Origin of the sequence: Antarctobacter jejuensis, assembly GCF_052266595.1 — a bacterium.
GTDB lineage: Bacteria > Pseudomonadota > Alphaproteobacteria > Rhodobacterales > Rhodobacteraceae > Antarctobacter > Antarctobacter jejuensis.
Genome location: NZ_JBQQXJ010000006.1, coordinates 70,430 through 91,902, shown reverse-complemented (window position 1 = coordinate 91,902; position 21,473 = coordinate 70,430). Strand labels below are relative to the sequence as shown.

22 protein-coding genes are annotated in these 21,473 nt (G+C 65.1%); 5 read left to right on the top strand and 17 right to left on the bottom strand.

Translation table 11 applies throughout. From position 1 onward, the window contains the following. Both ACTXGA_RS10295 and ACTXGA_RS10290 read right to left on the bottom strand, forming a co-directional pair. Complete coding sequence (locus ACTXGA_RS10295) at positions 1 to 669, bottom strand: nitroreductase (RefSeq protein WP_443393309.1); 669 nt, start codon at positions 667 to 669, stop codon at positions 1 to 3. Further along, entirely contained in the window at positions 666 to 1,742 is a 1,077-nt protein-coding gene (locus tag ACTXGA_RS10290) for a CaiB/BaiF CoA transferase family protein (RefSeq protein ID WP_443393307.1), read from the bottom strand. The genes ACTXGA_RS10295 and ACTXGA_RS10290 overlap by 4 nt, the downstream gene beginning before the upstream one ends. A gap of 143 nt (positions 1,743 to 1,885) precedes the next feature. Between ACTXGA_RS10290 and ACTXGA_RS10285 the strand changes: the two genes are divergently transcribed. Together ACTXGA_RS10285 and pdeM are read left to right on the top strand one after the other, a co-directional pair. Further along, positions 1,886 to 4,324: a ligase-associated DNA damage response DEXH box helicase gene (locus ACTXGA_RS10285; RefSeq protein ID WP_443393690.1), complete on the top strand. Its 2,439-nt coding sequence runs from the start codon at positions 1,886 to 1,888 to the stop codon at positions 4,322 to 4,324. A 55-nt stretch (positions 4,325 to 4,379) separates the two neighbouring features. After that, positions 4,380 to 5,060: a ligase-associated DNA damage response endonuclease PdeM gene (gene pdeM, locus ACTXGA_RS10280; RefSeq protein ID WP_443393305.1), complete on the top strand. Its 681-nt coding sequence runs from the start codon at positions 4,380 to 4,382 to the stop codon at positions 5,058 to 5,060. 7 nt (positions 5,061 to 5,067) lie between these two features. On the opposite strand, the gene ACTXGA_RS10275 is transcribed toward pdeM, so the two are convergent. Further along, positions 5,068 to 5,337 (bottom strand): hypothetical protein, encoded by a 270-nt coding sequence (locus tag ACTXGA_RS10275; protein WP_443393303.1) that lies wholly within the window; start codon positions 5,335 to 5,337, stop codon positions 5,068 to 5,070. 145 nt (positions 5,338 to 5,482) lie between these two features. On the opposite strand from ACTXGA_RS10275, the gene ACTXGA_RS10270 reads away from it, so the two are divergent. Beyond that, a complete protein-coding gene (locus ACTXGA_RS10270; RefSeq protein WP_443393301.1) occupies positions 5,483 to 5,911 on the top strand; it encodes a PaaI family thioesterase in 429 nt (142 codons plus the stop codon). Between the two features lies 1 nt (position 5,912). Next, complete coding sequence (locus tag ACTXGA_RS10265; protein WP_443393299.1) at positions 5,913 to 6,383, top strand: SRPBCC family protein; 471 nt, start codon at positions 5,913 to 5,915, stop codon at positions 6,381 to 6,383. Positions 6,384 to 6,398: 15 nt separating this feature from the next. On the opposite strand, the gene ACTXGA_RS10260 is transcribed toward ACTXGA_RS10265, so the two are convergent. Beyond that, on the bottom strand, positions 6,399 to 7,286 hold the full coding sequence (locus ACTXGA_RS10260) for an NAD-dependent epimerase/dehydratase family protein (RefSeq protein ID WP_443393297.1): 888 nt from the start codon (positions 7,284 to 7,286) through the stop codon (positions 6,399 to 6,401). 160 nt (positions 7,287 to 7,446) lie between these two features. Then, positions 7,447 to 8,211 (bottom strand): transglutaminase-like domain-containing protein, encoded by a 765-nt coding sequence (locus tag ACTXGA_RS10255; RefSeq protein WP_443393295.1) that lies wholly within the window; start codon positions 8,209 to 8,211, stop codon positions 7,447 to 7,449. 70 nt (positions 8,212 to 8,281) lie between these two features. Here ACTXGA_RS10255 and ACTXGA_RS10250 point away from each other — a divergent pair, with 70 nt between their 5' ends. After that, positions 8,282 to 8,698, top strand: coding sequence for a MerR family transcriptional regulator (locus tag ACTXGA_RS10250; protein WP_443393293.1), 417 nt, complete (start codon positions 8,282 to 8,284; stop codon positions 8,696 to 8,698). A gap of 269 nt (positions 8,699 to 8,967) precedes the next feature. On the opposite strand, the gene folD is transcribed toward ACTXGA_RS10250, so the two are convergent. From folD to tolR, 12 genes are all read right to left on the bottom strand, one after another. After that, positions 8,968 to 9,870 (bottom strand): bifunctional methylenetetrahydrofolate dehydrogenase/methenyltetrahydrofolate cyclohydrolase FolD, encoded by a 903-nt coding sequence (gene folD / locus ACTXGA_RS10245; RefSeq protein WP_443393292.1) that lies wholly within the window; start codon positions 9,868 to 9,870, stop codon positions 8,968 to 8,970. Then, positions 9,867 to 10,181, bottom strand: a complete 315-nt coding sequence (locus ACTXGA_RS10240; RefSeq protein WP_443393291.1) for a chorismate mutase — start codon at positions 10,179 to 10,181, stop codon at positions 9,867 to 9,869. The genes folD and ACTXGA_RS10240 overlap by 4 nt, the downstream gene beginning before the upstream one ends. 136 nt (positions 10,182 to 10,317) lie before the next feature. After that, positions 10,318 to 11,994: a formate--tetrahydrofolate ligase gene (locus ACTXGA_RS10235; RefSeq protein ID WP_443393289.1), complete on the bottom strand. Its 1,677-nt coding sequence runs from the start codon at positions 11,992 to 11,994 to the stop codon at positions 10,318 to 10,320. A 195-nt stretch (positions 11,995 to 12,189) separates the two neighbouring features. Then, complete coding sequence (locus ACTXGA_RS10230) at positions 12,190 to 12,777, bottom strand: MOSC domain-containing protein (protein ID WP_443393287.1); 588 nt, start codon at positions 12,775 to 12,777, stop codon at positions 12,190 to 12,192. Between the two features lie 47 nt (positions 12,778 to 12,824). Further along, complete coding sequence (locus tag ACTXGA_RS10225) at positions 12,825 to 13,619, bottom strand: methyltransferase domain-containing protein (protein WP_443393286.1); 795 nt, start codon at positions 13,617 to 13,619, stop codon at positions 12,825 to 12,827. Continuing rightward, entirely contained in the window at positions 13,616 to 15,532 is a 1,917-nt protein-coding gene (ftsH, locus tag ACTXGA_RS10220; protein ID WP_443393284.1) for an ATP-dependent zinc metalloprotease FtsH, read from the bottom strand. Before ftsH ends, ACTXGA_RS10225 begins: the two co-directional genes overlap by 4 nt. Before the next feature lie 78 nt (positions 15,533 to 15,610). Then, positions 15,611 to 16,840 (bottom strand): tRNA lysidine(34) synthetase TilS, encoded by a 1,230-nt coding sequence (tilS, locus tag ACTXGA_RS10215; RefSeq protein ID WP_443393282.1) that lies wholly within the window; start codon positions 16,838 to 16,840, stop codon positions 15,611 to 15,613. Positions 16,841 to 16,845: 5 nt separating this feature from the next. Continuing rightward, the gene (gene ybgF / locus ACTXGA_RS10210; RefSeq protein ID WP_443393280.1) at positions 16,846 to 17,676 is read right to left on the bottom strand and encodes a tol-pal system protein YbgF; all 831 of its coding nucleotides are present in this window, start codon (positions 17,674 to 17,676) and stop codon (positions 16,846 to 16,848) included. Positions 17,677 to 17,679: 3 nt separating this feature from the next. After that, the gene (gene pal / locus ACTXGA_RS10205) at positions 17,680 to 18,204 is read right to left on the bottom strand and encodes a peptidoglycan-associated lipoprotein Pal (RefSeq protein WP_443393278.1); all 525 of its coding nucleotides are present in this window, start codon (positions 18,202 to 18,204) and stop codon (positions 17,680 to 17,682) included. A gap of 127 nt (positions 18,205 to 18,331) precedes the next feature. Next, positions 18,332 to 19,654, bottom strand: a complete 1,323-nt coding sequence (gene tolB / locus ACTXGA_RS10200) for a Tol-Pal system beta propeller repeat protein TolB (protein WP_443393688.1) — start codon at positions 19,652 to 19,654, stop codon at positions 18,332 to 18,334. A 144-nt stretch (positions 19,655 to 19,798) separates the two neighbouring features. Beyond that, positions 19,799 to 20,986, bottom strand: a complete 1,188-nt coding sequence (gene tolA / locus ACTXGA_RS10195) for a cell envelope integrity protein TolA (RefSeq protein WP_443393276.1) — start codon at positions 20,984 to 20,986, stop codon at positions 19,799 to 19,801. A gap of 7 nt (positions 20,987 to 20,993) precedes the next feature. After that, positions 20,994 to 21,470, bottom strand: a complete 477-nt coding sequence (gene tolR, locus ACTXGA_RS10190; RefSeq protein ID WP_443393274.1) for a protein TolR — start codon at positions 21,468 to 21,470, stop codon at positions 20,994 to 20,996. Positions 21,471 to 21,473 lie beyond the last annotated feature (3 nt).

Below are 21,473 nucleotides of genomic sequence, written 5' to 3'. Positions count from 1 at the left end.
TCACCGCCAGTCCACCACCTCGTCCAGCCCGGCCCGCTCGGTGCGATAGCTGTTGGCCGGATGGTCGGGATCGGCATAGCCCAGCGCCACGCCGCACAGCAGGTCCCTGTCCTCCGCGATCCCGTATCGCGCCCGGACAAAGGGCGAAAAGCTGGCCACCGCCGCCATGGCGATTGTCGCCACACCCCGCGCCTGCAGGGCCAGCATCAGCGCCGTCACATAGGCCCCGCAGTCCAGCACGCCATAGGCCCCCAGATCCTTGGGCGTGGTGATCAGCAGGTAGTTCGGCGCGCCGAACAGGCGGAAATTCTCCATCATCTGCCGGCCCGAGGCCGCGCGGTCCCCCTTGGTGACCCCCACCGCATCGTACAACTGCCACCCACAGGCGCGGCGCCGCTCGCGATAGACGCCCTCGTAGCGCGGTGGAAAGGGGATATCGCTGTCATGGGTCGCGGATTTGGCGTGCTCGTACAAGGCCGCCGCGAAATCCGCCGTCTCGACCGGGGACAGGGCGATCACCTGCCAGGGCTGCACGTTGTTCCACGATGGCACCTTCTGCGCATCGCCCAGCGCCGCCTCGATCACCGGGCGCGGCACCGGATCAGGCCTGAACCCCCGGCAGGAAAACCGCGCCTCCAACAATTGTCCAAAGACGTCCGCCTCACTCATATCAAGCCTTTCTGCCTGAGGTCATCCAGGATCGCGGCACCGTCCTGCCCGTGGTCCGGCACGCGCCCCGGCTGTGCCGCAACCCCGTCAAAGCGCGGCGCAGGCAAGGGCGCCCCCGCCCCGTGCCCCCGTGCCGCGATATGCGGATCGCGCGCCGCCTCATCCGGGCTGAGCACCGGCGCGACACAGGCGTCGCTGCCATCGAACAGCGCCGCCCAGTGATCGCGGCTCTGCCCGGCAAAGACCTGCGCCAGCCGCGCCACCTGTTCCGGCCATTGAGCAGGGTTGTATTGCTCTGCGAATCCCGGATCGTCCCGCAACCCCATGATCTCAAGGAATTGCGCATAGAATTTCGGCTCAAGGCATTGCACCGCCACATGCCCCCCGCAGGCACAGGTGTAACAGCGCGACCAATGCGGTCCGTCCAGCAGCGACCGCCCCCGCGCCCCGGTGTCGAACTGCGGCCCCATCGACCGCAACAGCGCCATCATGTGCTGCGCCCCGTCGACAATCGCCGCATCCACAACACAGCCCGTCCCGGTCTGACGCGCCTGCAACAGCCCCGCGAGCATCCCCACGGTCAGGTACAACGCCCCCGCCCCGATATCGCCCAGCATCGTCGGCGGCACGCCTGGCACCTCGCCCGGCAACCCGCCGTAGAACAGCGCCCCCGACAGCCCAAGGTAATTCAGATCATGCCCCGCCTGCCGCGCCCGAGGCCCGTCCTGCCCCCAGCCGGTCATCCGCCCGTAGACCAGAGCGGGGTTCAGCGCCCGCGCCTCCTCCGGTCCAAGACCAAGCCGCTCCATGACACCGGGCCGCATCCCCTCGATCATACCGTCGGCGCTGCGGATCAAGGCCCGCGCGATCGCCAGATCGCCACCGTCCTTGAGGTCCAGCGCAATCGCCCGCTTGCCCCGGTTCAATAGCGACGCCGCCGGTTTCGCGGGATTGTCCCCGCCCTGTCTGCGCTGAACGAGGATCACCTCCGCCCCAAGTTCCGCCAGATGCATGGCGGCAAAGGGCGCGGGCCCAAGCGCCTCGAATTCGACGATGCGTATCCCTGTCAGCATCCCTTTCCTCCCACTGGACAGGAAACCGGAAGGCAGCCGGAATGAAAAGAGGGATTGCGCCGCCTGTCGGCACCGCCCGAGGGGCTGGCCCCTCGCCTGTCGCCACGGTTTTGCTTTCGTCGCGGTCGCATTATCTCTGGCGCATGAACACGCTTCCCGACAGTCTGCAGCACTGGTTCGACACCCGCGGCTGGCAGGTCCACCCGCACCAGCGCGCCATGCTGGACCGCGCCGATGCGGCCTGCCTGATGCTGATCGCGCCCACCGGCGGGGGCAAGACGCTGGCCGGGTTCCTGCCCACCCTGTCCGAACTCACCGCAGCCCCCCGCCCGGGCCTGCACACCCTCTATATCTCGCCGCTCAAGGCGCTGGCCGCCGATATCCGGCGCAACCTGCTCATCCCGATCGAGGAAGCAAACCTTCCGATCCGTGTCGAGGACCGCACCGGCGACACCCCCGCCAGCCGCAAGAAACGCCAGCGCGCCGACCCGCCGCATATCCTGCTGACCACCCCCGAAAGCCTTGCCCTGCTCACCTCTTACGAGGACGCGCCGCGCATGTTCGCGGGCCTGCAACGGGTGGTGGTGGATGAAATCCACGCGCTGGCCGAAAGCAAACGCGGCGACCAGCTGATGCTGGCGCTCGCCCGGCTGCAAACACTCTGCCCCGACCTGCGCCGCGTCGGCCTGTCGGCCACCGTCGAAGACCCAGAGGCCATTGCCCGCCTGCTGGCCCACGGCGATTTGCCCTGTGAAATCCTGCAGGCCGACCCCGGCCCCGACCCCGACATTTCCATGCTGATCACCGATGAGGCCCCGCCCTGGGCCGGGGGCGGCGCCAAGTATTCCATCCCCGCCGTGCTGGAGCAGGTCAATCAGCACCGCACCACGCTGATCTTTCACAACACCCGCGCGCAGGCGGAAATCTATTTCCACAACCTGTGGCTCGCCAACGAGGACTCGCTGCCCATCGGCATCCACCACGGCTCGCTCGACCGGGGCCAGCGGGAAAAGGTCGAACAGGCCATGGTCGCGGGCCACCTGCGCGCCATCGTCTGCACAGGCAGTCTCGACCTCGGCATCGACTGGGGCGACGTCGACCTCGTGATCCAGGTCGGCGCGCCGAAGAACGTCAAGCGGCTGGTGCAGCGCATCGGCCGCGCCAACCACCGCTACAACGCGCCGTCCAAGGCGATCCTTGTCCCCGCCAACCGGTTCGAGGTGGTCGAATGTTTGGCCGCGCTGGAGGCGGTCAAGGAACACGATCTGGACGGCGAACCACGCGGCCCCGGCCCCCGCGACGTGCTCTGCCAGCACATCCTGATCGCCGCCGCCTCTGGCCCCTTCGACGCCGATGACCTTTTCACGGAAATGCAGGGCGCCGGCCCCTATGCCGGGCTGACCCGCGCGCAGTTCGACGCCTGCCTCGATTTCTGCGCCACCGGCGGCTACGCCCTGCGCGCCTACGACCAGTGGAAGCGCCTGCAACAGCGCCCCGACGGTCTCTGGCAACTGCGCGACCCCCGGTCCGCCGTGCGCATCCGCCAGAACATCGGCACGATTCAGGACACCGACACGCTTAAGGTGAAATGGCGCGGACGCGGCGGCAAACCGCTGGGAGAGGTCGAAGAGGGCTTTGCCGCCAGCCTCACCAAGGGCGATACCTTTCTGATCGGCGGCCAGATCGTCCGCTACGAAGGGCTGCGCGAACTGGTGGTCGAGGTGTCGCGCGATCCCGGCCGCAAGCCCAAGATTGCCACCTTCATGGGCACCAAATTTTCCACCTCCACGCAGCTTAGCGACCGCATCCTGCGCCTGTTTCAGCAGGACGACTGGCCGAACTTGCCGCCCCACACGGCCCAATGGCTGCGCCTGCAAAGACAGGTCTCGCGCCTGCCGGAACCGGGCCGCCTGCTGATCGAGAGCTTTCCGCATGACGGACGCCAGCAACTGGTGGTCTACGGCTTTGCCGGCCGCAACGCGCAGCAGACGCTGGGCCTGCTCCTGACCAAGCGGATGGAGGAGATGGGGCTGGCCCCGATGGGCTTTGTCGCCACCGACTACGCCACGCTGATCTGGGGGCTGGATGCGGTCACGGATCCCGCGCCGCTGTTCGATCTGGAGGCACTGGAAAACGGCCTCGATGGCTGGCTGGCGGGCAACGCCGTGATGAAACGCACCTTTCGCGCCAGTGCCACCATCGCGGGGCTGATCGAACGGCAGGTGGGCGGGCAGCGCAAGACCGGGCGGCAGGCCACCATGTCGTCGGACATCCTCTACGACACGCTGCTGAAATACGACCCCGACCACCTGCTGATGCAGATCACCCGCGAAGAGGCGATGCGCGGGCTGGTGGACTTTGCCCGCATCCGCGAGATGAGCGCCCGCGTCGGCGACCGCATCGACCACTTGGCGCTCCGCCGTGTCACCCCGCTTGCCGCGCCGCTGTTCCTTGAGGCGGGACGCGTGCCGGTAAGTGGCTCGGCGGACGAACGGCTGATGGAAGAAGAAGTCACCCGCCTGCTGAAAGAAAGCGGTCTGGCGCAGGTCGAAACCAAACCCGCGTGGCGCGCCCCTTGGTAAGACTGCACCCAACAGCCCCCTTGCACAGCCCCGGTGCGAGTGGCAAGAACAAGCCATGAACACGCATCCGTTCACCTTTCACGGCGCGCATCTGCACGCCCTGCCCTCCGGTGCGCTGCATTGGCCGGAGGCGCAGTTGCTGGTGGTGTCGGACCTGCACCTCGGCAAATCGGCACGGCTCTCTGCCGTGGGCGGCGCGCAACTGCCCCCCTATGAAAACCGCGAAACCCTGCAACGCCTCGACACCGACCTCGCCGCCACCGGCGCCACCCGCGTTATCTGCCTTGGCGACAGCTTTGACGCGGCGGGCCTCGACGCGCTCTTGCCAGAAGAGGATCTGCTCTGGATCACCCGCCTGCAGGCGGGCCGCGACTGGACCTGGATCACCGGCAACCATGACCCGGCCCCGGTCGCCCTCGCAGGCCACCACCGCGCCGACCACCGCGAAGGCGCGCTGACCTTCCGCCATATCGCCACCACCGGCACACCGGGCGAGGTCTCGGGCCATTACCACCCCAAGGCGCGCCTCTCCGCCCGCGGCCGCAGCCTGTCCCGCCCCTGTTTCCTGTGCGACGCACAGCGCCTGATCCTGCCCGCCTATGGCGCCTATACCGGCGGTCTCTACTGCGACAGCCCGGCGCTGTCCTCTCTGATGGATGCCGATGCACAGGCCATCCTGACCGGCCCCCGGCTCTACGCGATCCCGATGCCGCGCCGGGCGGCCCATCGCGCCTGAACCGCGCTTATCCGCGCCGCCCCGCCCAGAGCACCACCGGCACAAAGGCCAGACCGGCAAGGCCGATCCAGCTGGCCGCGGTCATCGGCTGCTCCAGACCGTAGGTGAACAGCCCTGCGCCCGCCGGCACCAGCGCCACCAACACCAGCCCGACCGCGCTGACAAAGATCTGGCGGCGCGCCCACCCCGGGGCCGTCTCCCGGTGATGCAGCGCCTCCGCCCAGAGGTACAACACAAGGCCCGCCAACAGCGCGCCAACCCCTTCCAGAATGAACATGATCCGTTTTTCCGTTTGTTGTCTGACCGGACGGGCGGCACCCCATCCGCGCCACCCCGCCCCGATTTGGCGGATATCGGTATCCGCACCGCGCGCCGCAAGGGGCCCTTGCCAAGACCCCGCAGCACAGGCAACTCTGCGCCCCATGACCGATCTCGAAACCCGCATCCGCACGAATTTCACCCGTCAGGGCATGCTCGCCACCCTTGGCGCGACCCTCACCCGCGTCGCCCCGGGAGAGATCGAGATCACCGTCCCCATCACCCCGAAAACCGCTCAGCAACAGGGGTTTGCCCATGGCGGACTGGCCTTTTCCATCGGCGACAGCGCGGCAGGCTATGCCGCCGTCACCCTGCTGGACATCGACAGCGATGTGGTCACCTCGGAAATGTCGATCCACTATCTTGCTCCCGGACTGGGCACGCATCTGATTGCGCGCGGCTCTGTCCTCAAGCCGGGCAAACGCATGCTGGTGACGCAGGCCGATGTCTATGCCGTCAAGGACGGGACAGAGCGGCACATCGCCCGCATGACCGGCACCATGGTCCGCGTGCCGCTGACCAAGGACCCCTGACATGCCCCTGACAACGCTACGCCTCTCCCCCACCTCGCTGCAGGTGACACGCCGCTTCGACGCGGCCCCTGCGCGGGTCTGGCAGGCGCATGTGAACCCCGACCTGATTCCGCGCTGGCTGACCGGGCCGGACGGCTGGGCCATGACCCGCTGCGAGATGGACATGCGCCCCGGCGGCACGATCCGCTACCGCTGGGAGCAGACCGGCACCGATGCCGGGTTCGACCTCACCGCCGATGTGCTGGCGGTCGAGGCCCCCACCCTGATGCGCCACGTGGAAATCATGCATCTGCCCGACCCGACCCCGCCCACCCGGGTCGAAACCCGAGTGTCGCCGCAGGGCGCGGGCACATTGGTGACGATGATCCTGGAGGTCGACGACCCGGCCACCCTGGACGGCATGATCGCCCACGGCATGGCCGACGGGATGGAGATGTCCTACGCCCGGCTCGACAGCCTGCTGACAAACTGACACCCCAGGGCCGCCTCAGCCCAGCACATCACGCCAGCTATGACGCGGCTGATAGCCCAGCAGCGCCTTGGCCTTCCGGTTGGAATAAAAGGTCTCGGTCTCGCCGATCTCTCCCCGGACCGGCACCCCCTGATAGAACCGTTCGATCAGTTCCGATGACGTCAGCCCCACGGAATGATCGTCGTTCGAGACGTTGAACACCTCATAGCCCAGCCCGTCTGTCTGCAGGCAGCACTCCACCATCTGCCCCAGATCGCGCGCGTCGATATAGGCAAAGATATTGCGCCGCCGCACCTCCGGGTTCTCCATGTAGGCAGGAAAGTTCTCGGCGTATTCATGCGGCTCGATCACGTTGTTGATCCGCAATCCGTAGATGTCGAACCCGCTGCGCGCCTGAAAACTGCGCGCTGTCACCTCGTTACAGACCTTGGACATGGCATAGCTGTCCTCGGGCACCACCGGGTGGTCCTCGTCGATGGGCAGATACTCTGGCTTGCGCTCACCATCCGCGAAACAGACCGCATAGGTGGTCTCGGACGAGGCAAAGACGATCTTGCGGATGCCGAATTTCACCGCCGCATCGATCACGTTGTAGGTGCCGATGGTGTTCACCCGGTAACATTCGTTGTCTGGCGTGATCAGGATGCGCGGCACGGCGGCGAAATGCACCACCGCATCGAATTTGGGCACACCGGTGCCCGGCTCCAGCTCGTACAGCCCGGCAAGGCTGCTCATCGCGTCATACATCTGGCCTGCGTCGGTGATATCGGCGACGCGATTGTCGACCCCCGGCAGGTCCAGCGGCACCCGGTCCACGTTCAGCACCCGGTGCCCCTGCTCCAACAGATAAGCCACCACATGCCGCCCGGCCTTGCCCGAGCCCCCGGTAAACAGAATACGCATGGTCAAATCCCTCCAATTTTGGGGCGAACCATGCCCTGCCAGCCCGCGAAAGACCAGAAAGCGTATAACCTCACGGGCGCAGACCACGTGCGACTAACCGTGTGTCCGCGCCAAAGCCCACAGGTCACAGCCTGCGACACCGCAGCAAACGCCCGCCCCTTCATGCAGCTCCCTTTTCTTTGGGCTTGGTTGGGACAAGGGTGGTGTCTCCACCCGGAATGACGGGGACATGCCCTGCGCGGATTTGCGCAACCCGCCGGTTCATCCAATGTCGAATGACACAGCGATAGGCAAGCCCACGCAGTCCCGTAAGCTGCCGGTTGTTCGCATAAAACGCATCCGGGCTGTCAAAGACACCAAGATCTCGATTGATCCCTGTTTTCTGAATGTAGGTGCTTTGACCTGCCCATGCGACATTTGGCTGTTGCAGGCAATCGGTTCCCGCGCCGTAGGCACATAACGATGCGCGGTCGGGGAACTTGGCTTGCAGCGCGCTCAAGACGCCTTGATCCAGAATGAACCCTTCGAGGTCCAGCCATTTGTCACCATACCGCACTTCGACCCACGAATGGATGATGTTGCGCGGTGCCAGCGGGTAAACCAGTTCGGGCACAACGCCGCGTTGCAACCCCTTGTCGATGGTAAAGCCGTGAAACCGGCAGGGGATTTCCAAGGCGCGCAGCAACGCCATGAGGAGCGTGCCTTTGGTATTGCACTGTCCATAGCCATCTGCCAGCACCTTTGAGGCGGGCAAGGCATCCTCGGAATTGTAGCCAAACAAGACCTCGTTGCGCACGTACTCGTAGGCCGCGCCGATGCGCTCGCCTTCGGCCAACCCTGCCCACCCCCGGTTCGTGACCAACTCTTGTATGCGGACCGCCCGATAATCGAGAAGCGGCGTTTCAGATAGATAATCGTGGGACATTTTTTGCTCTTCTTTCTGCGTCCCAACTTAAATACGATCTCTAGTGACTAGAGCTTCAAGGGGTTTCTTCGTGTTTTCCATCGGCGAGTTGTCAAAGCGCACAAAGGTCAAGGTTCCGACCATCCGGTACTATGAGCAGATGGGATTGCTGGCCGAAGCCGAGCGCACGTCAGGCAACCAAAGACGGTATGACACAGCCGGGTTGGAACGGTTGAGTTTCATCCGCCACGCGCGTGATCTGGGCTTTTCCATCGAAGCGATTTCAGCGCTGATTGAACTGCAGGAACATCCAGACAGATCGTGCCAATCCGCGTGCGAGATCGCCACCTCGCAACTTTCCGACGTGCGAAACAAGATCAAACGGCTCCAGCTCTTGGAAAAGGAACTGACGCGGATATCCGAAGGATGTGACGGACAAGGCGTTTCAGAGACGTGTTACGTTCTCGCGTCCCTCGCAGATCATGAGCTTTGCAAAATTGATCACTAGGAGGAGAAAGCGGAGGGTGCGGCCCTGGGCTCAAACGGCAGCCTTGTCCGCATCGCGGCCATCCCGGACCAAACCGCCCTTACAGATTTCTGTAAGGGCGTTCCGTCCTTCAGGGCCGTTCCAACCCGCACCCGACACCCGGTTGCGGACACGCCCGGCTGGGGGCGTGCAGTCCTCGCCCAAACCCCAAAAGGTTAAGCAGCGGTAAAATCGCCCCTGTAACCCCTTGATTCTACATTCCCCCTAAGCTGTCCACGCGTGGACACCCCTCAGGCGGTCAGCCCCTCCGGCTCCTCCAGTCCATTGGCCCGGCAGCAGGCCGTCACCGTATTGGCCAGAAGGCAGGCAATCGTCATCGGCCCCACCCCGCCCGGAACAGGCGTGATCGCCCCGGCCACCGCGGCGCAGCTTTCATAGTGGACGTCCCCCACCAGCCGGGTCTTGCCCTCACCCTTTTCGGGCGCATCGATCCGGTTGATGCCCACGTCGATCACCGTCGCCCCCGGCTTGATCCAGTCGCCCGGCACCATCTCGGGCCGCCCCACGGCCGCCACCACGATATCGGCCCGCTTGACCACCTCGGCCAAGTCCTTGGTGCGGCTATGCGCGATCGTCACGGTACAGCTGTCGCCCAGCAAAAGCTGTGCCATCGGCTTGCCCACGATATTGGACCGCCCGATCACCACCGCATCCATCCCGCTCAACGAGCCGTGATGATCCCGCAGCATCATCAGGCAGCCCAGCGGCGTGCAGGGCACCATCGACTTCTGCCCGGTCCCCAACAGGCCCACGTTCGAGATGTGGAACCCATCCACATCTTTGGCCGGATCGATGGAGTTGATCACCAGATCCTCATCCAGATGCTTGGGCAGCGGCAGCTGCACCAGAATGCCATGCACCGCCGGGTCATTGTTCAGCGTGTCGATCAGCGCCAGCAGGTCCGCCTCGGACGTGTCCGCCTCCAGCTTGTGCTCGTAGGAATTCATGCCGACCTCGACGGTCATCTTGCCCTTCGAGCGGACATAAACCTGAGAGGCCGGATCCTCGCCCACCAGCACCACCGCCAGACCGGGCGTGACGCCGTTTTCCTCTTTCAGGCGCGCCACGTGGACCGCCACCTTTTCCCGCACCGAGGCCGCAAAAGCCTTGCCGTCAATGATTGTCGCGCTCATCCGTCTATCCCTTCCTTGCCGATCACCCGCTCTTCGCGTGCAATCACCGTCTCGATCATGATCCGCCACATCGCCTCGGCCAGTGCCGGGTCCAGCCCGCTGGCCTGCGCCTTGTCCCGAACATTCGCCAGCACCGCATCCACCCGGCGCGGAGCCCGTGCCGCGATGCCCTCTCGCGCCTTCAAGTCCGGTGCGCGGTCGGTATAACGTTCGCGTTCGGCCAGCAGCGTCACCAGCTCGCTGTCGATCTGATCGATACAAACCCGCAGGTCCGCCATCGTTTCAATCGTTTCGGGGGCGGGACGTGTCATGCGCGTTCCTTTGCAAAACCAAAACCTGCCCCCCGTATCCGATACCTCGGGGCGCGGATCAACCACGCGCCCGACGGGACGGTGGGCGGGGCGCCTTTGCCGACAGGCAAACAGCGTCCGCCCCCGTCCCTGCCAGTTAGAACAGCCCTTCGATCAGGCCATCCTCGTTCAGGCGGATGCTTTCGGCCGCAGGCACACGCGGCAGGCCCGGCATGGTCATGATCTCGCCGCAGACCACGACGATGAAACCTGCCCCCGCCGACAAACGGACCTCACGCACCGGGATATCGAACCCCGTCGGCGCGCCGCGCTGGGTCGGATCGGTCGAGAAGGAATACTGCGTCTTGGCCATGCAGACCGGCAGGTTGCCATAACCCTGCTCTTCCCAGGTCTTGAGCTGATCGAGGATCTTCTTGTCCATGACGACACTGTCAGCGCGGTAGATTTCCTTGCAGACGGTTTCGATCTTCTCGGCCAGCGACATCTCGTCGGCGTAAAGCGGGTGATAATCCGCCTCACCGGCCTCACACAGTTCGACCACCTTCTTCGCGGTCTCGGTGATCCCCTCGCCGCCGAACTCCCAATGCTTGTTCAGGATCGCCTCGACGCCCAGTTCGGCGCAGTAGTCCATGACGGCCTGCACCTCGGCATCGGTGTCGGTGACAAAGTGGTTGATCCCCACCACCGCCGGCACGCCGAACTTCTTCATGTTCTCGATGTGACGGCCAAGGTTCGGGCAGCCCGCCTTGACGGCCTCGACGTTCTCGCCCCCCAGATCGGCCTTGGCAACGCCGCCGTTCATCTTCATCGCGCGCACGGTGGCCACGATCACGACCGCGTCGGGACGCAGTCCCGCCTTGCGGCACTTGATGTCCATGAACTTTTCAGCGCCAAGGTCGGCACCGAAACCGGCCTCTGTCACAACGTAGTCGGCCAGTTTCAGCGCGGTGGTGGTGGCGATGACGGAGTTGCAGCCATGCGCGATATTGGCAAAGGGACCGCCATGCACGAAGGCCGGGTTGTTCTCCAGCGTCTGCACCAGGTTCGGCTGCATCGCGTCCTTCAGCAGAACGGTCATCGCGCCTTCAGCCTTGATATCGCGGCAGAAGACCGGCGACTTGTCGCGGCGATAGGCGACGATCATGTTGCCCAGACGCTCTTCGAGGTCCTTGAGGTTCTTGGCAAGGCACAGGATCGCCATGACCTCAGATGCCACGGTGATGTCAAAACCGTCCTCGCGCGGGAAGCCGTTGGACACACCGCCAAGGCTGGACGTGATCTGGCGCAGCGACCGGTCGTTCATGTCCACCACGCGGCGCCAAGTGACGCGGCGCTGGTCGATCTCGGCCGCGTTGCCCCAGTAGATGTGGTTGTCGATCATAGCCGACAGCAGCGAGTGCGCGCTGGTGATCGCGTGAAAGTCGCCGGTGAAATGAAGGTTCATCTCTTCCATCGGGACGACCTGCGCCTTGCCGCCCCCAGCTGCGCCGCCCTTCATCCCGAAGTTCGGGCCAAGCGAGGCTTCGCGGATGCAGATCATCGCGTTCTTGCCGATCTTGTTCAGACCGTCGCCCAGACCAACGGTGGTCGTGGTCTTGCCCTCCCCCGCCGGCGTCGGGTTGATCGCGGTGACAAGGATCAGCTTGCCATCGGGGCGATCCTGCACCGAGTTGATGAAGGACTGGCTGATCTTGGCCTTGTCATGGCCGTAGGGCAGCAGGTGTTCACCCGGGATGCCCAGGCGATCCCCGATCTCCTGAATGGGCTTCTTGTTCGCCTCGCGGGCGATTTCGATGTCGGACTTGAATGCCATCTTGCTGCTGTCCCCGTTGCGGATGGTTGCGCGATGGCACAGCCATAGCGGTCTAAGACAGCCTGCGTGAAAGCGAATCCGACCTTTTCTTGCAGTTCCGCGGCGCGGTTCGATCATCTGCGGCACGGGATGCGTCGGATCGGAAACCCGCGTCACCCGGCGAAGCAGATCGGAGAGGGGCGGAAAGCCTGCCGATCAGGCCTCTGGCTGCCACCCGCGCTGGTCCGGGATATGGAGGCGCAGCACGTCGCCCAGTGCCACCCGCCCTTCGCGCGCGACAGAGGCCGTGACGCCGCGGCGGCCCTCTGCGGCGGGCTTGAAGCCCTTGCCCTTACCCGGCTCCGCCGCTTCGATGCTTTTTGCGGGAAACTGACAGGGCCGGTTCTGCATGTCGATCGTGACCGTGGCCCCCGAGGGCGCCTGCAGCCGGGAGGACGGCGGCACATGGCTGAAATCCGGCAAGGCCTTCACGACCATCGTCGCCCCCAACCGCGCCGGATCGATCCGGTCCAGACCCAGCGCGGCGGCGATCTCGGCCAGTTCTTCTTCGCTGATGATGCTCAACTGTCGTTCGTTGCGGATCTCGGTTCCGCGCGGGTATTGCGATTTGACCCGCGAACACGACGGCCGCGTCGCCCCGCCGTGAACCGATCCGGCCACACCTTCGAACGTCAGGTCCAGCACATCGCACCGCTCTGCCAGCAGTTCGCTGCGGTCGTCACTGGTGACAACGCCCAGCCATGTCACGGTGGCTGTGTAATCGGTGGGTTTCAAAGCGGGCATGGGGATCTCCGGATCTGGTTCAACCGTGGCCCCAAATGGACCGGGAGTCAGTCACGGACAAGGGTAAAGAACAGCCGCCTGATCGGGAACAGCGCGCTGCCATCACCCGACAACGGATAAGCCTTGCTGATCAGGTCATCATAGGCGCGGATCAGGCGGTCGCGCTCCGTCTCGGTCAGGGCGTCGAGTATCGGGCGCGCATAGGTCGCCTCGGTAAAGCGTCGGACGGGGTGGCCCGAGTCGCTGGGCGGCAGTTTCTGGAAATACTCGGTTTCCCAGAGGCTGACCTCACCCATGGTTTCCAGCAGGTGAAAATACTGCGCAGGCAGAAGGACCTCGGGCAAAGGCACATCGTCCAGACAACCCGCCCAGAGTTCATCCGCCAGCGTCCGCCAAAGGCGATGCGACGGCGCATTGTTCTGATGCGGAACCTGAACGGCCAGCGACCCACCGGGCGCAAGAGATGCCACCAATCGGGTCAGCAGCGCCTTGTGATCGCCTATCCAATGCAGGGCAGCGTTGGAAAAGATCAGCGCAGGGCTGCCCGGGGGCGACCATTGCGCAATGTCCGCTTCGTCCAGTTGGTCATAGACCTGTTGCGCGCGCGCCTGTTCCAGCATGGCCGGGGAACTGTCGACCCCGATCAACCGCGCGCCGGTCGTCTTGCAGAACCGCTGGTGCAGGTCTGGAGCCACGTCGCCCGCCCCGCAGCCAAGGTCCACCACATCGCCCTGTGGCAAGGGCCCGACGCGGGACAGCAGGTCCAGCGCGGGGCGCAAACGGTAACCCCGGAACCTGTGATAGGTCCCGGGGTCCCAATCATTCTCCGATCCGCCGCTCATGCGGAGGGTTCGGGCTCCATCCCGCCATCCGAAGGCTTGGACTTCGGTTTGGTTTTCGGGATCGCGGTCAGCGAAGGTTTGTCCTCGACCGCGCCGGTGCCGTCATCGTCATCGCTGGAATGCGGATCCTCGCCGCGCATGACGCGCTTGATCTCGTCGCCGGTCAGGGTTTCGTATTCCAGAAGGCCCTGCGCCAGACGCTCCCATTCGTCCTTGCGGTCGGTGAGGATTTGATAGGCGCGCTCGTAGGCATCCTGGATAAACCGGCGCACCTCTTCCTCGATCATCTCCTTGGTGTGCGCAGACACCGACAGGCCAGCCGTGTTGCCCTGATAGCCCTCATGCGCTTCGGCGTAGTCGATGTTGCCGATCTTGTCGGACATGCCCCAGCGCAGCACCATGGCGCGCGCCAGCGCGCTGGCCTGCTGGATGTCGCCCGCCGGTCCGTTCGAGACGTTCTCTTCGCCGTACTTGATGATCTCGGCAGCCTTGCCTGCCATGGTCATCGCCATCTTTTCCTCGCACTCGGACTTGTGCCAGTTCAGACGGTCGATTTCCGGCAGGCTGACCACCATGCCCAAGGCGCCACCACGCGGGATGATCGTTGCCTTGTAGACCGGATCGCATTGCGGAAGGGCAAGACCCACAACCGCATGACCGGCCTCGTGGTAGGCGGTCTTTTCCTTCTGCTCGTCGGTCAGGACCATGCTGCGACGCTCGGCGCCCATCATGACCTTGTCCTTGGCGTTCTCGAAATCTTCCATCGTGACGAATCGCCGTCCGACACGCGCCGCCATCAGCGCCGCCTCGTTCACGAGGTTGGCCAGATCGGCACCGGAAAATCCGGGCGTACCGCGCGCAATGATGCGCAGGTCCACATCCGGGCCCAGCGGGGTCTTGCGCGCGTGGACGGCAAGGATCTTTTCACGGCCCTTGATGTCGGGGTTCGGCACCGTCACCTGACGGTCGAAACGACCGGGGCGCAGCAGCGCGGGGTCCAGAACGTCACGGCGGTTGGTGGCCGCGACGATGATCACGCCTTCGTTCGCCTCGAACCCGTCCATTTCGACCAGCAGCTGGTTCAGCGTCTGTTCGCGTTCGTCGTTACCACCGCCATAGCCTTGACCACGGGCCCGGCCCACGGCGTCGATTTCGTCGATGAAGACGATGCAGGGCGCGTTCTTCTTGGCCTGTTCGAACATGTCACGGACACGGCTTGCGCCGACACCCACGAACATTTCCACGAAGTCCGAGCCGGAGATGGTGAAGAAGGGCACACCCGCCTCACCCGCAATTGCGCGGGCCAGCAGGGTCTTACCGGTGCCCGGAGGGCCGACCAGCAGCGCGCCTTTCGGGATCTTGCCGCCAAGGCGCGAGAATTTCTGCGGATTGCGCAGGAATTCAACGATCTCTTCGAGCTCTTCCTTGGCCTCGTCGATGCCCGCCACGTCGTCAAAGGTCACTCGGCCATGCTTTTCCGTCAACAGCTTGGCCTTGGACTTGCCAAAGCCCATCGCCCCGCCTTTGCCGCCGCCCTGCATCCGGTTCATGAAATAGATCCAGACACCGATCAGCAGCAGGAACGGCAGAAGGCTGAGCAGGAAGGACTGAAAGCCCGACTGTTCCTGCTGTTCGGCCCGAACCGGCACGTTGTTGTTCAGCAAAAGATCCGTGATTTCAGCATCTTCCGGCCGGATCGTCACATAGTCCTGACCATCGGTCGAACGATAGCGAACCTGCTCGCCATCAAGCGTGGCGGAACTGACGTTCTGCGATTCAACGGCGCGGACGAAATCGGAATAACTGACCTCGCGGCTCTGCAGCGTACTGCCGCCGCCCGAGAACAGATTGAAGAGCGCCAGGATCAGAAGGAACAGGACGACCCAGAAGGCGATGTTTCTCGCGTTACCCAAGGGGGGAACTCCTTTGAAAGCTTTGCGGGCTCATATCATAGAGCGTTGCAAGGTAACATAGAGATCAGGGCCAAGTGTTCAATGCGACAGCAGGTAGTCGCGAAATCTTACATCCTCGACCGAAAGGACAGTTTCGCCCACCCCCAGGGGGGCGCAATGGGCCAATTCCGCCCCTCTCCAGACCGCGGGAAGACTGCGGGCAAAGGCGAAAGGTGGGGCCCCGGCTGGTTTGTCAGCCACCTGCCGCCACCCTTCGTCCCCCAGGGCGCGAACCTCATGGCCCGGCATCTGTGCGACAACATGCCAGCGCCGGTCCCAGACCGCGCCCCCGTCGCAGGGGGCGACGGTGCCCGCCACGGCGTTGTATTCGCGGAAAATGCGCAGGCTGTCCCGTCCGACGCGGATTTCACATCCGTGCAGCGTGGTGCTGCCACCGGCGGTCACCCGGTCCAGCAGTGCCTCCATCGCCGGTCCACGGGGCCGGTATTCGGCCGAGGCGACAAATTGCAGCCCCTTCGCCAGCAGACGCATCTGGGTCTCAGCCTCGACGCCCGCGAATCCCGCTCGGTCAATGACCAGCGTGCCAAAGTCTTCGCGCCCGATCCGGTCCCAGACCTCGACCGCACGGGCGTTCAGCGCCACACGCGCCCGCGACATGGATTGCGCCGTCGCGGCAAGCGCGCTGACGTCCAGATCCGATTCTGCGATCAGGCGACGGATCCGCGCGCGGTCATACTTCGGATCCTCGTTGGTAGGGTCCTCAACCCACGGACCATGCAGCACCTTCAGATAATGCCGTAATTCCGCGCGCCGCATCTCCAGACAGGGCCGCACCACGTCGAACCCTTGCGGCACCCGGCGCGTGGCGGACATGGCCGCCAACCCCTCGACGCCAGCACCGCGCTGCACCCGCATCAGAAAGGTTTCGGCTACGTCGTCCTGGGTATGGGCCATCAACACATGGCGAATGTCGCCCCGCCAGCGATCAATCAGGTCCAGCCGCGCCCGCCGCGCCGCGTCCATGACATTGCCCGCACCGTCCCAGGACCAGCGCAAGACGTCATGCGGCCAACCCAACGCGCGGCACTCCCCGGCCACCATCGCCGCTTCTGCCGCAGACTCTGCCCGCAAGCCGTGATCTACCGTGACCACATGCAGGCGCACGCCCCAGACCCGCGTCCAGTTGTGTGCAAGGTACAGCATCGCCATGCTGTCTCCGCCTCCGGAGACAGCCAGTGCGATATCGCTTGGGAAATCCGGGCCAAGCAACTGACCCATAGACTCGGCAAACCGCTGATCGAGGCTCATGCGCCCTATTGGCAGCCCAGCTGCGCGCGGCTGGCCTCGGCATCCGCGATGGCGGCAGAGCCGGGATAGCGGCGCGAGACTTCGCCCAGCGTGATGCAGGCTTCATCGACAGAGCCCAGCGCGCCCAGCGCATCGCCCAGCCGGAACAGTGCCTCCGGCGCGACCTGCGCGTCGGGGAAATTTGAATATGCATCAAGGAAACGCCGCGCAGCTTCACGCGTGTCGCCCTGTGCCGACAGGGCTTGCCCTTCACCGACAAGCGCGGCGGCGGTCAGCGGACTGCCCGGATAGCTCTCGCGGAACTGTTGGAACAACAGCGAAGAGCCCGCGTAATCGCCCTGTTCAAAGGCGTCGAGAGCGGCGCGATAATCCGCCTCTTCGCTGACCGCCAACTGCCCTTGGAACGGCAGGGCGTCGGTGGCAGGCGCCGGGGCGGGTGCCGCGACTTCTGGCACCGGCACCGCATCCCCCCCCAAGGGGTCAGCCTGACCGACTTTGCCGACGTCGCAGCCGGGCTCCAGCTCGCAGATGCGGAATTTCAGGTCCCCGATCCGGTTGGAGCCATCCTGAACAACCTTGCCGATGCGGAATTCCAGCTGCTCCACCTTCGAGGTGATGCGCTGCAATTCGCTTTCGATGGCGTTGATCCGGTCAAGCTGCGAACCGCCCACGGCGACGCTGGGCGCCCCCGTGGTGTTCAACTCGGACCGCAGCTTGCGCAGTTCGACGGTCAGAACGGCAAGGTTCTGCTTGATATCGGCAAGCGTCTGGTCCTGCTGCGCCGAGACCATGCCGCCTGCCAGCAGGCAGGCACTGAATACCAGCCCCCTCAGCATGGCTTAACTTGTCAGGCTGGACGTGGAAATCACCGTGACCGCGCGGCGGTTCTTGGCGTAACACGCCTCTTCCGAGCAGACCTCCAGCGGGCGCTCCTTGCCGTAGCTGATGAACTTCAGCCGGCTTTGCGGGATGCCCTTGGAGACAAGGTATTCCATCACGGCGTTGGCGCGGCGGGCGCCCAGCGCAATGTTGTATTCCCGAGTGCCCTGCTCATCGGCGTGACCTTCGATGATGGCAAGGTAATCGGAATTGGTCATCAGCCACTGTGCCTGACCATCCAGCACCAGTTGTGCCTCGGGGCTCAGCGTCGACTGGTCGACGGCAAACAGCACGCGATCGCCGACGCGCGCCGCGAAATAGGCGGGCGAGGCCGGATCATCGATGCTGCCCGGCACAAAGGTCGTGGGACCGCCCACGCCACGGCTTGCCGCCGGGTCGGTGCCACCGCCGAAACGGTTCGGGCTGGTGCAGGCCGCGGTGGCCAGCGCCGCGACGAGAAGAAGGGTCTTCGTAAGATGTCTCATGGGTCCGGGTCCTGCTCTTGTCATTTTCAGCCTGTTTACCACAGGCCGCATGCAAGTGGAATCGACGTTGACGTGGTTGGGGAAAGGTTAATGCGGTTTCGCGGCTGCGTTACACCCATAAATACCCTTATTGAAGGGGTCCCCAGCTGGGATCAGACGCACCGGCGGGAGTCCGCACACGTTTCAGGTTCCGTCCAGAGACATCCACCGTGTACAGCGCCGTCGATCCTTGTGCGCCCTGCGTTTCACGCGAGAACATGATGACGCGCCCGTTGGGCGCCCATGTCGGCCCCTCGTCCAAGAAGGAGGCGGTCAGCAGACGTTCTTCGCTGCCGTCGGTGCGCATCACGCCGATGTGGAACCGGCCTGCGTTCTGCTTGGTAAAGGCGATGCGGTCCCCGCGCGGCGACCAGACCGGCGTTCCGTAACGCCCGTCGCCAAAGCTGATCCGCTGTCCTTCACCACCCGAGGCGGGCATGATGTACAGCTGCTGGGTGCCGGACTTGTCGCTTTCAAACACGATCTTCGTCCCGTCCGGCGAAAAGCTGGGCGCCGTTTCGATCGAGGGCGAAGAGGTCAGCCGCCGTGTGGCCCCGCTGGCAAGATCCATCGCGTAGATATCGGTATTCGACCCTTGGGTCAGCGAATAAACCACCATCCGCCCGTCCGGCGAAAACCGCGGTGCAAAGCTCATGACGCCCTCGCCGGCCTGCAGGATGTTGCTGGACACGGTGCCGACGGTCAGAACGTGGATGCGCGGAAACCCGGTTTCATAGCTGGTGTACAGCACCCGGTCGCCATTGGGCGAAAAGCGCGGCGCCAGCACGATCGAGTCGTCGCCGGTCACGTACTGCACGTTCGCCCCGTCATAATCCATGATCGCCAGCCGTTTCTGGCGGGCGTCCTTCGGCCCGGTTTCAGAGACAAACACAACCCGGCTGTCGAAATAGGGGGTTTCGCCGGTCAGCCGCGAATAGACCTGATCGGCCACCTTGTGCGCCAGCCGCCGTACGCCGCTGGCGTCCGAGGCGAACTGCATCCCCTGCCCCAGTTCCTGTCCGGCAAACACGTCCCAGACCCGGAACTTGACCACAACCCGACCGGCGGCATCGGCTGAAACCGCTCCGGTGATCAGGGCCTGCGCGTTGATCGCCTTCCAGTCGGCGAATTGCACCGGCGCGCCAAAGCTGGACACCCGGCTGATATGAGCGTCGCGCGGAACCTCGCGGAACAGGCCGGTGCCGGTCAGGTCGTCGGCGATCACGCGGCTGATCTCTGCCGCGAACTGTTCCGCCTGAGGCGTTTCGGCCACGAAATCGGGAACCGCATAGGGCAAGGGTTCGACCACGCCTTCGGTGATCTCGATCCGCAGGGGGCCGGATTGGGCGATGGCGCTGACTGGCAGCAAAGCCGCGGCGCAGGACAGAACCAAAGCGGCAAGACGTGACATCATCTCGGAAACCCTCCTTCGGGGGGACTGCTCGGACCGGATGCGGCGGGTCTTTGGCCCGCCTTTTGTTAACCTATCGCTATTCGACCCGCCGCAAAACCGGGAATGCGGGCCTGACAGGGGGGAATTTGCGCAGAGAACCGCTCATCTGAGCCTCATCTCTTCGGGGTTGAAGGTCATCTCGATGTCCCGCCACTGGTCGAATTTCTCCGCTGGCAGGTCATAGCCGTCGTTGCCCTGACAGCGCAGGACCGCGCGGCGTGCCGCCTGAAAGGCGATGTCGATTGCCGCGCTGCTGCCTTGGGACGCACCGACCATGTTGATGCTGTTCGGCACCACACGGCCATCGCGGTCCATCTCCATGCCCAGCGTCACCGTGATGTTCGACGCCTCAGAGCCGACGTCGACCACCCAGCACGCCTGAACGGCCAGACGCAGCGCATCCCGTTCGCCCCGGGTCATCGGCGGACCGGAGGGCGCATCAGGCGCAGGACCGCCCGCGGCCAGCGCCTCGGCCAGGGCCGCGTTGATATCGGCCTGCGCGGCGGACAGCGGGTCCGGCGTCGCGGGGGCAGACGGCTCTGGCGCCGGTTGCGGAGCGGGCTGCGGGGCGGCCTGCGCGGCGCGTTGCGGACGCGCCTGCGGGCGCAGCGACTGCGTCGGTGCAGACCGCGGCGTTTCGGCCTCGGTCACGATCTCGGTCGTGGTCTCGGGCGGCGCGGTGGCCTCTTGCCGTTCTTCGGTCACGTCGGGGCTCAGCGCATCGGGGTCCGCCGCCTCTTGCCGGTCCGGCGCGGGCGTGGCGGCCGGGTCGGGCGGGTCCAGCGGCGTATCGGCCACCCGGTCCGCCGGGCGCGGCTTGGGCCGCACCGAAGAGGTCGGCGCCAGCGCGACAGGCGGCGGGGCCGGTGTCGGCGCGGGCGGCGCGGGCACGGGATCGGGCTCCGGCAACGGCGCGGGAACCGGAACTGGATCAGGTTCTGGCACCGGCTGCGGCGCGGGGTCCGGCTGCGGGGCTGGCACCGGTTCTGGCACTGGTTCTGGCGCAGGGGCCGGCTCTGGCTGCGGCTCCGGAGCGGGCGCAGGTTCCGGAGCGGGCTCCGGCGCAGGCGGTGTCACAACCTCCGGCTCCGGCTGTGCGGCAGGGGTCACCGGTTCAGGCTCCGGTGTCGGCTCGACCGGAGAGGTCAGCCGCGCGAAATCCTCTTCGCTCAGCACGGTGACGTCCGCCACCTGCATTTCCGGCGGCGCGGCGTCGAACAGATTGCCGATCAGCAGCCACACAAAGAACAGGGCATGCGCCCCGCCTGATATGTAAAGATAGCGCTTCATCTGCGCCTCAGCCGCCGTCCGGGCCGTCAAGGACCGGCCCGCCCACGTCTGTCACCAGACCGATCGAGGAAAAGCCACCGGCGTTCAGCGCGCCCATGACCTGCGCGACCTGCTCATAGGGTACGCTGCCGTCCGCGCGCAGATAGACCCGGTCATCCGACCGTTCGGCAGCAATCGCCCGCAGCCGCCCGACCAACTCGTCCCGGGGCACTTCAGTCGACTGGATCAGCACCGTGCCATCCGCCGAGAGCGTCACTGTCAGCGGCTCTTGCGGGTCGCTGGGCAGGGCCTGTGCCGCGGTCTTGGGCAATTCAACCGGCACGCCCACCGTCAACAGGGGCGCGGCCACCATGAAGATGATCAACAGCACCAGCATGACGTCCACAAAGGGCGTCACGTTGATTTCGGCCATGGGCTGCGCGCGGTTCCGGCGCGAACCGCGCCGCCGCTTGCCGCCCCCCGATTTGACGACACCCGCCCCCATCGC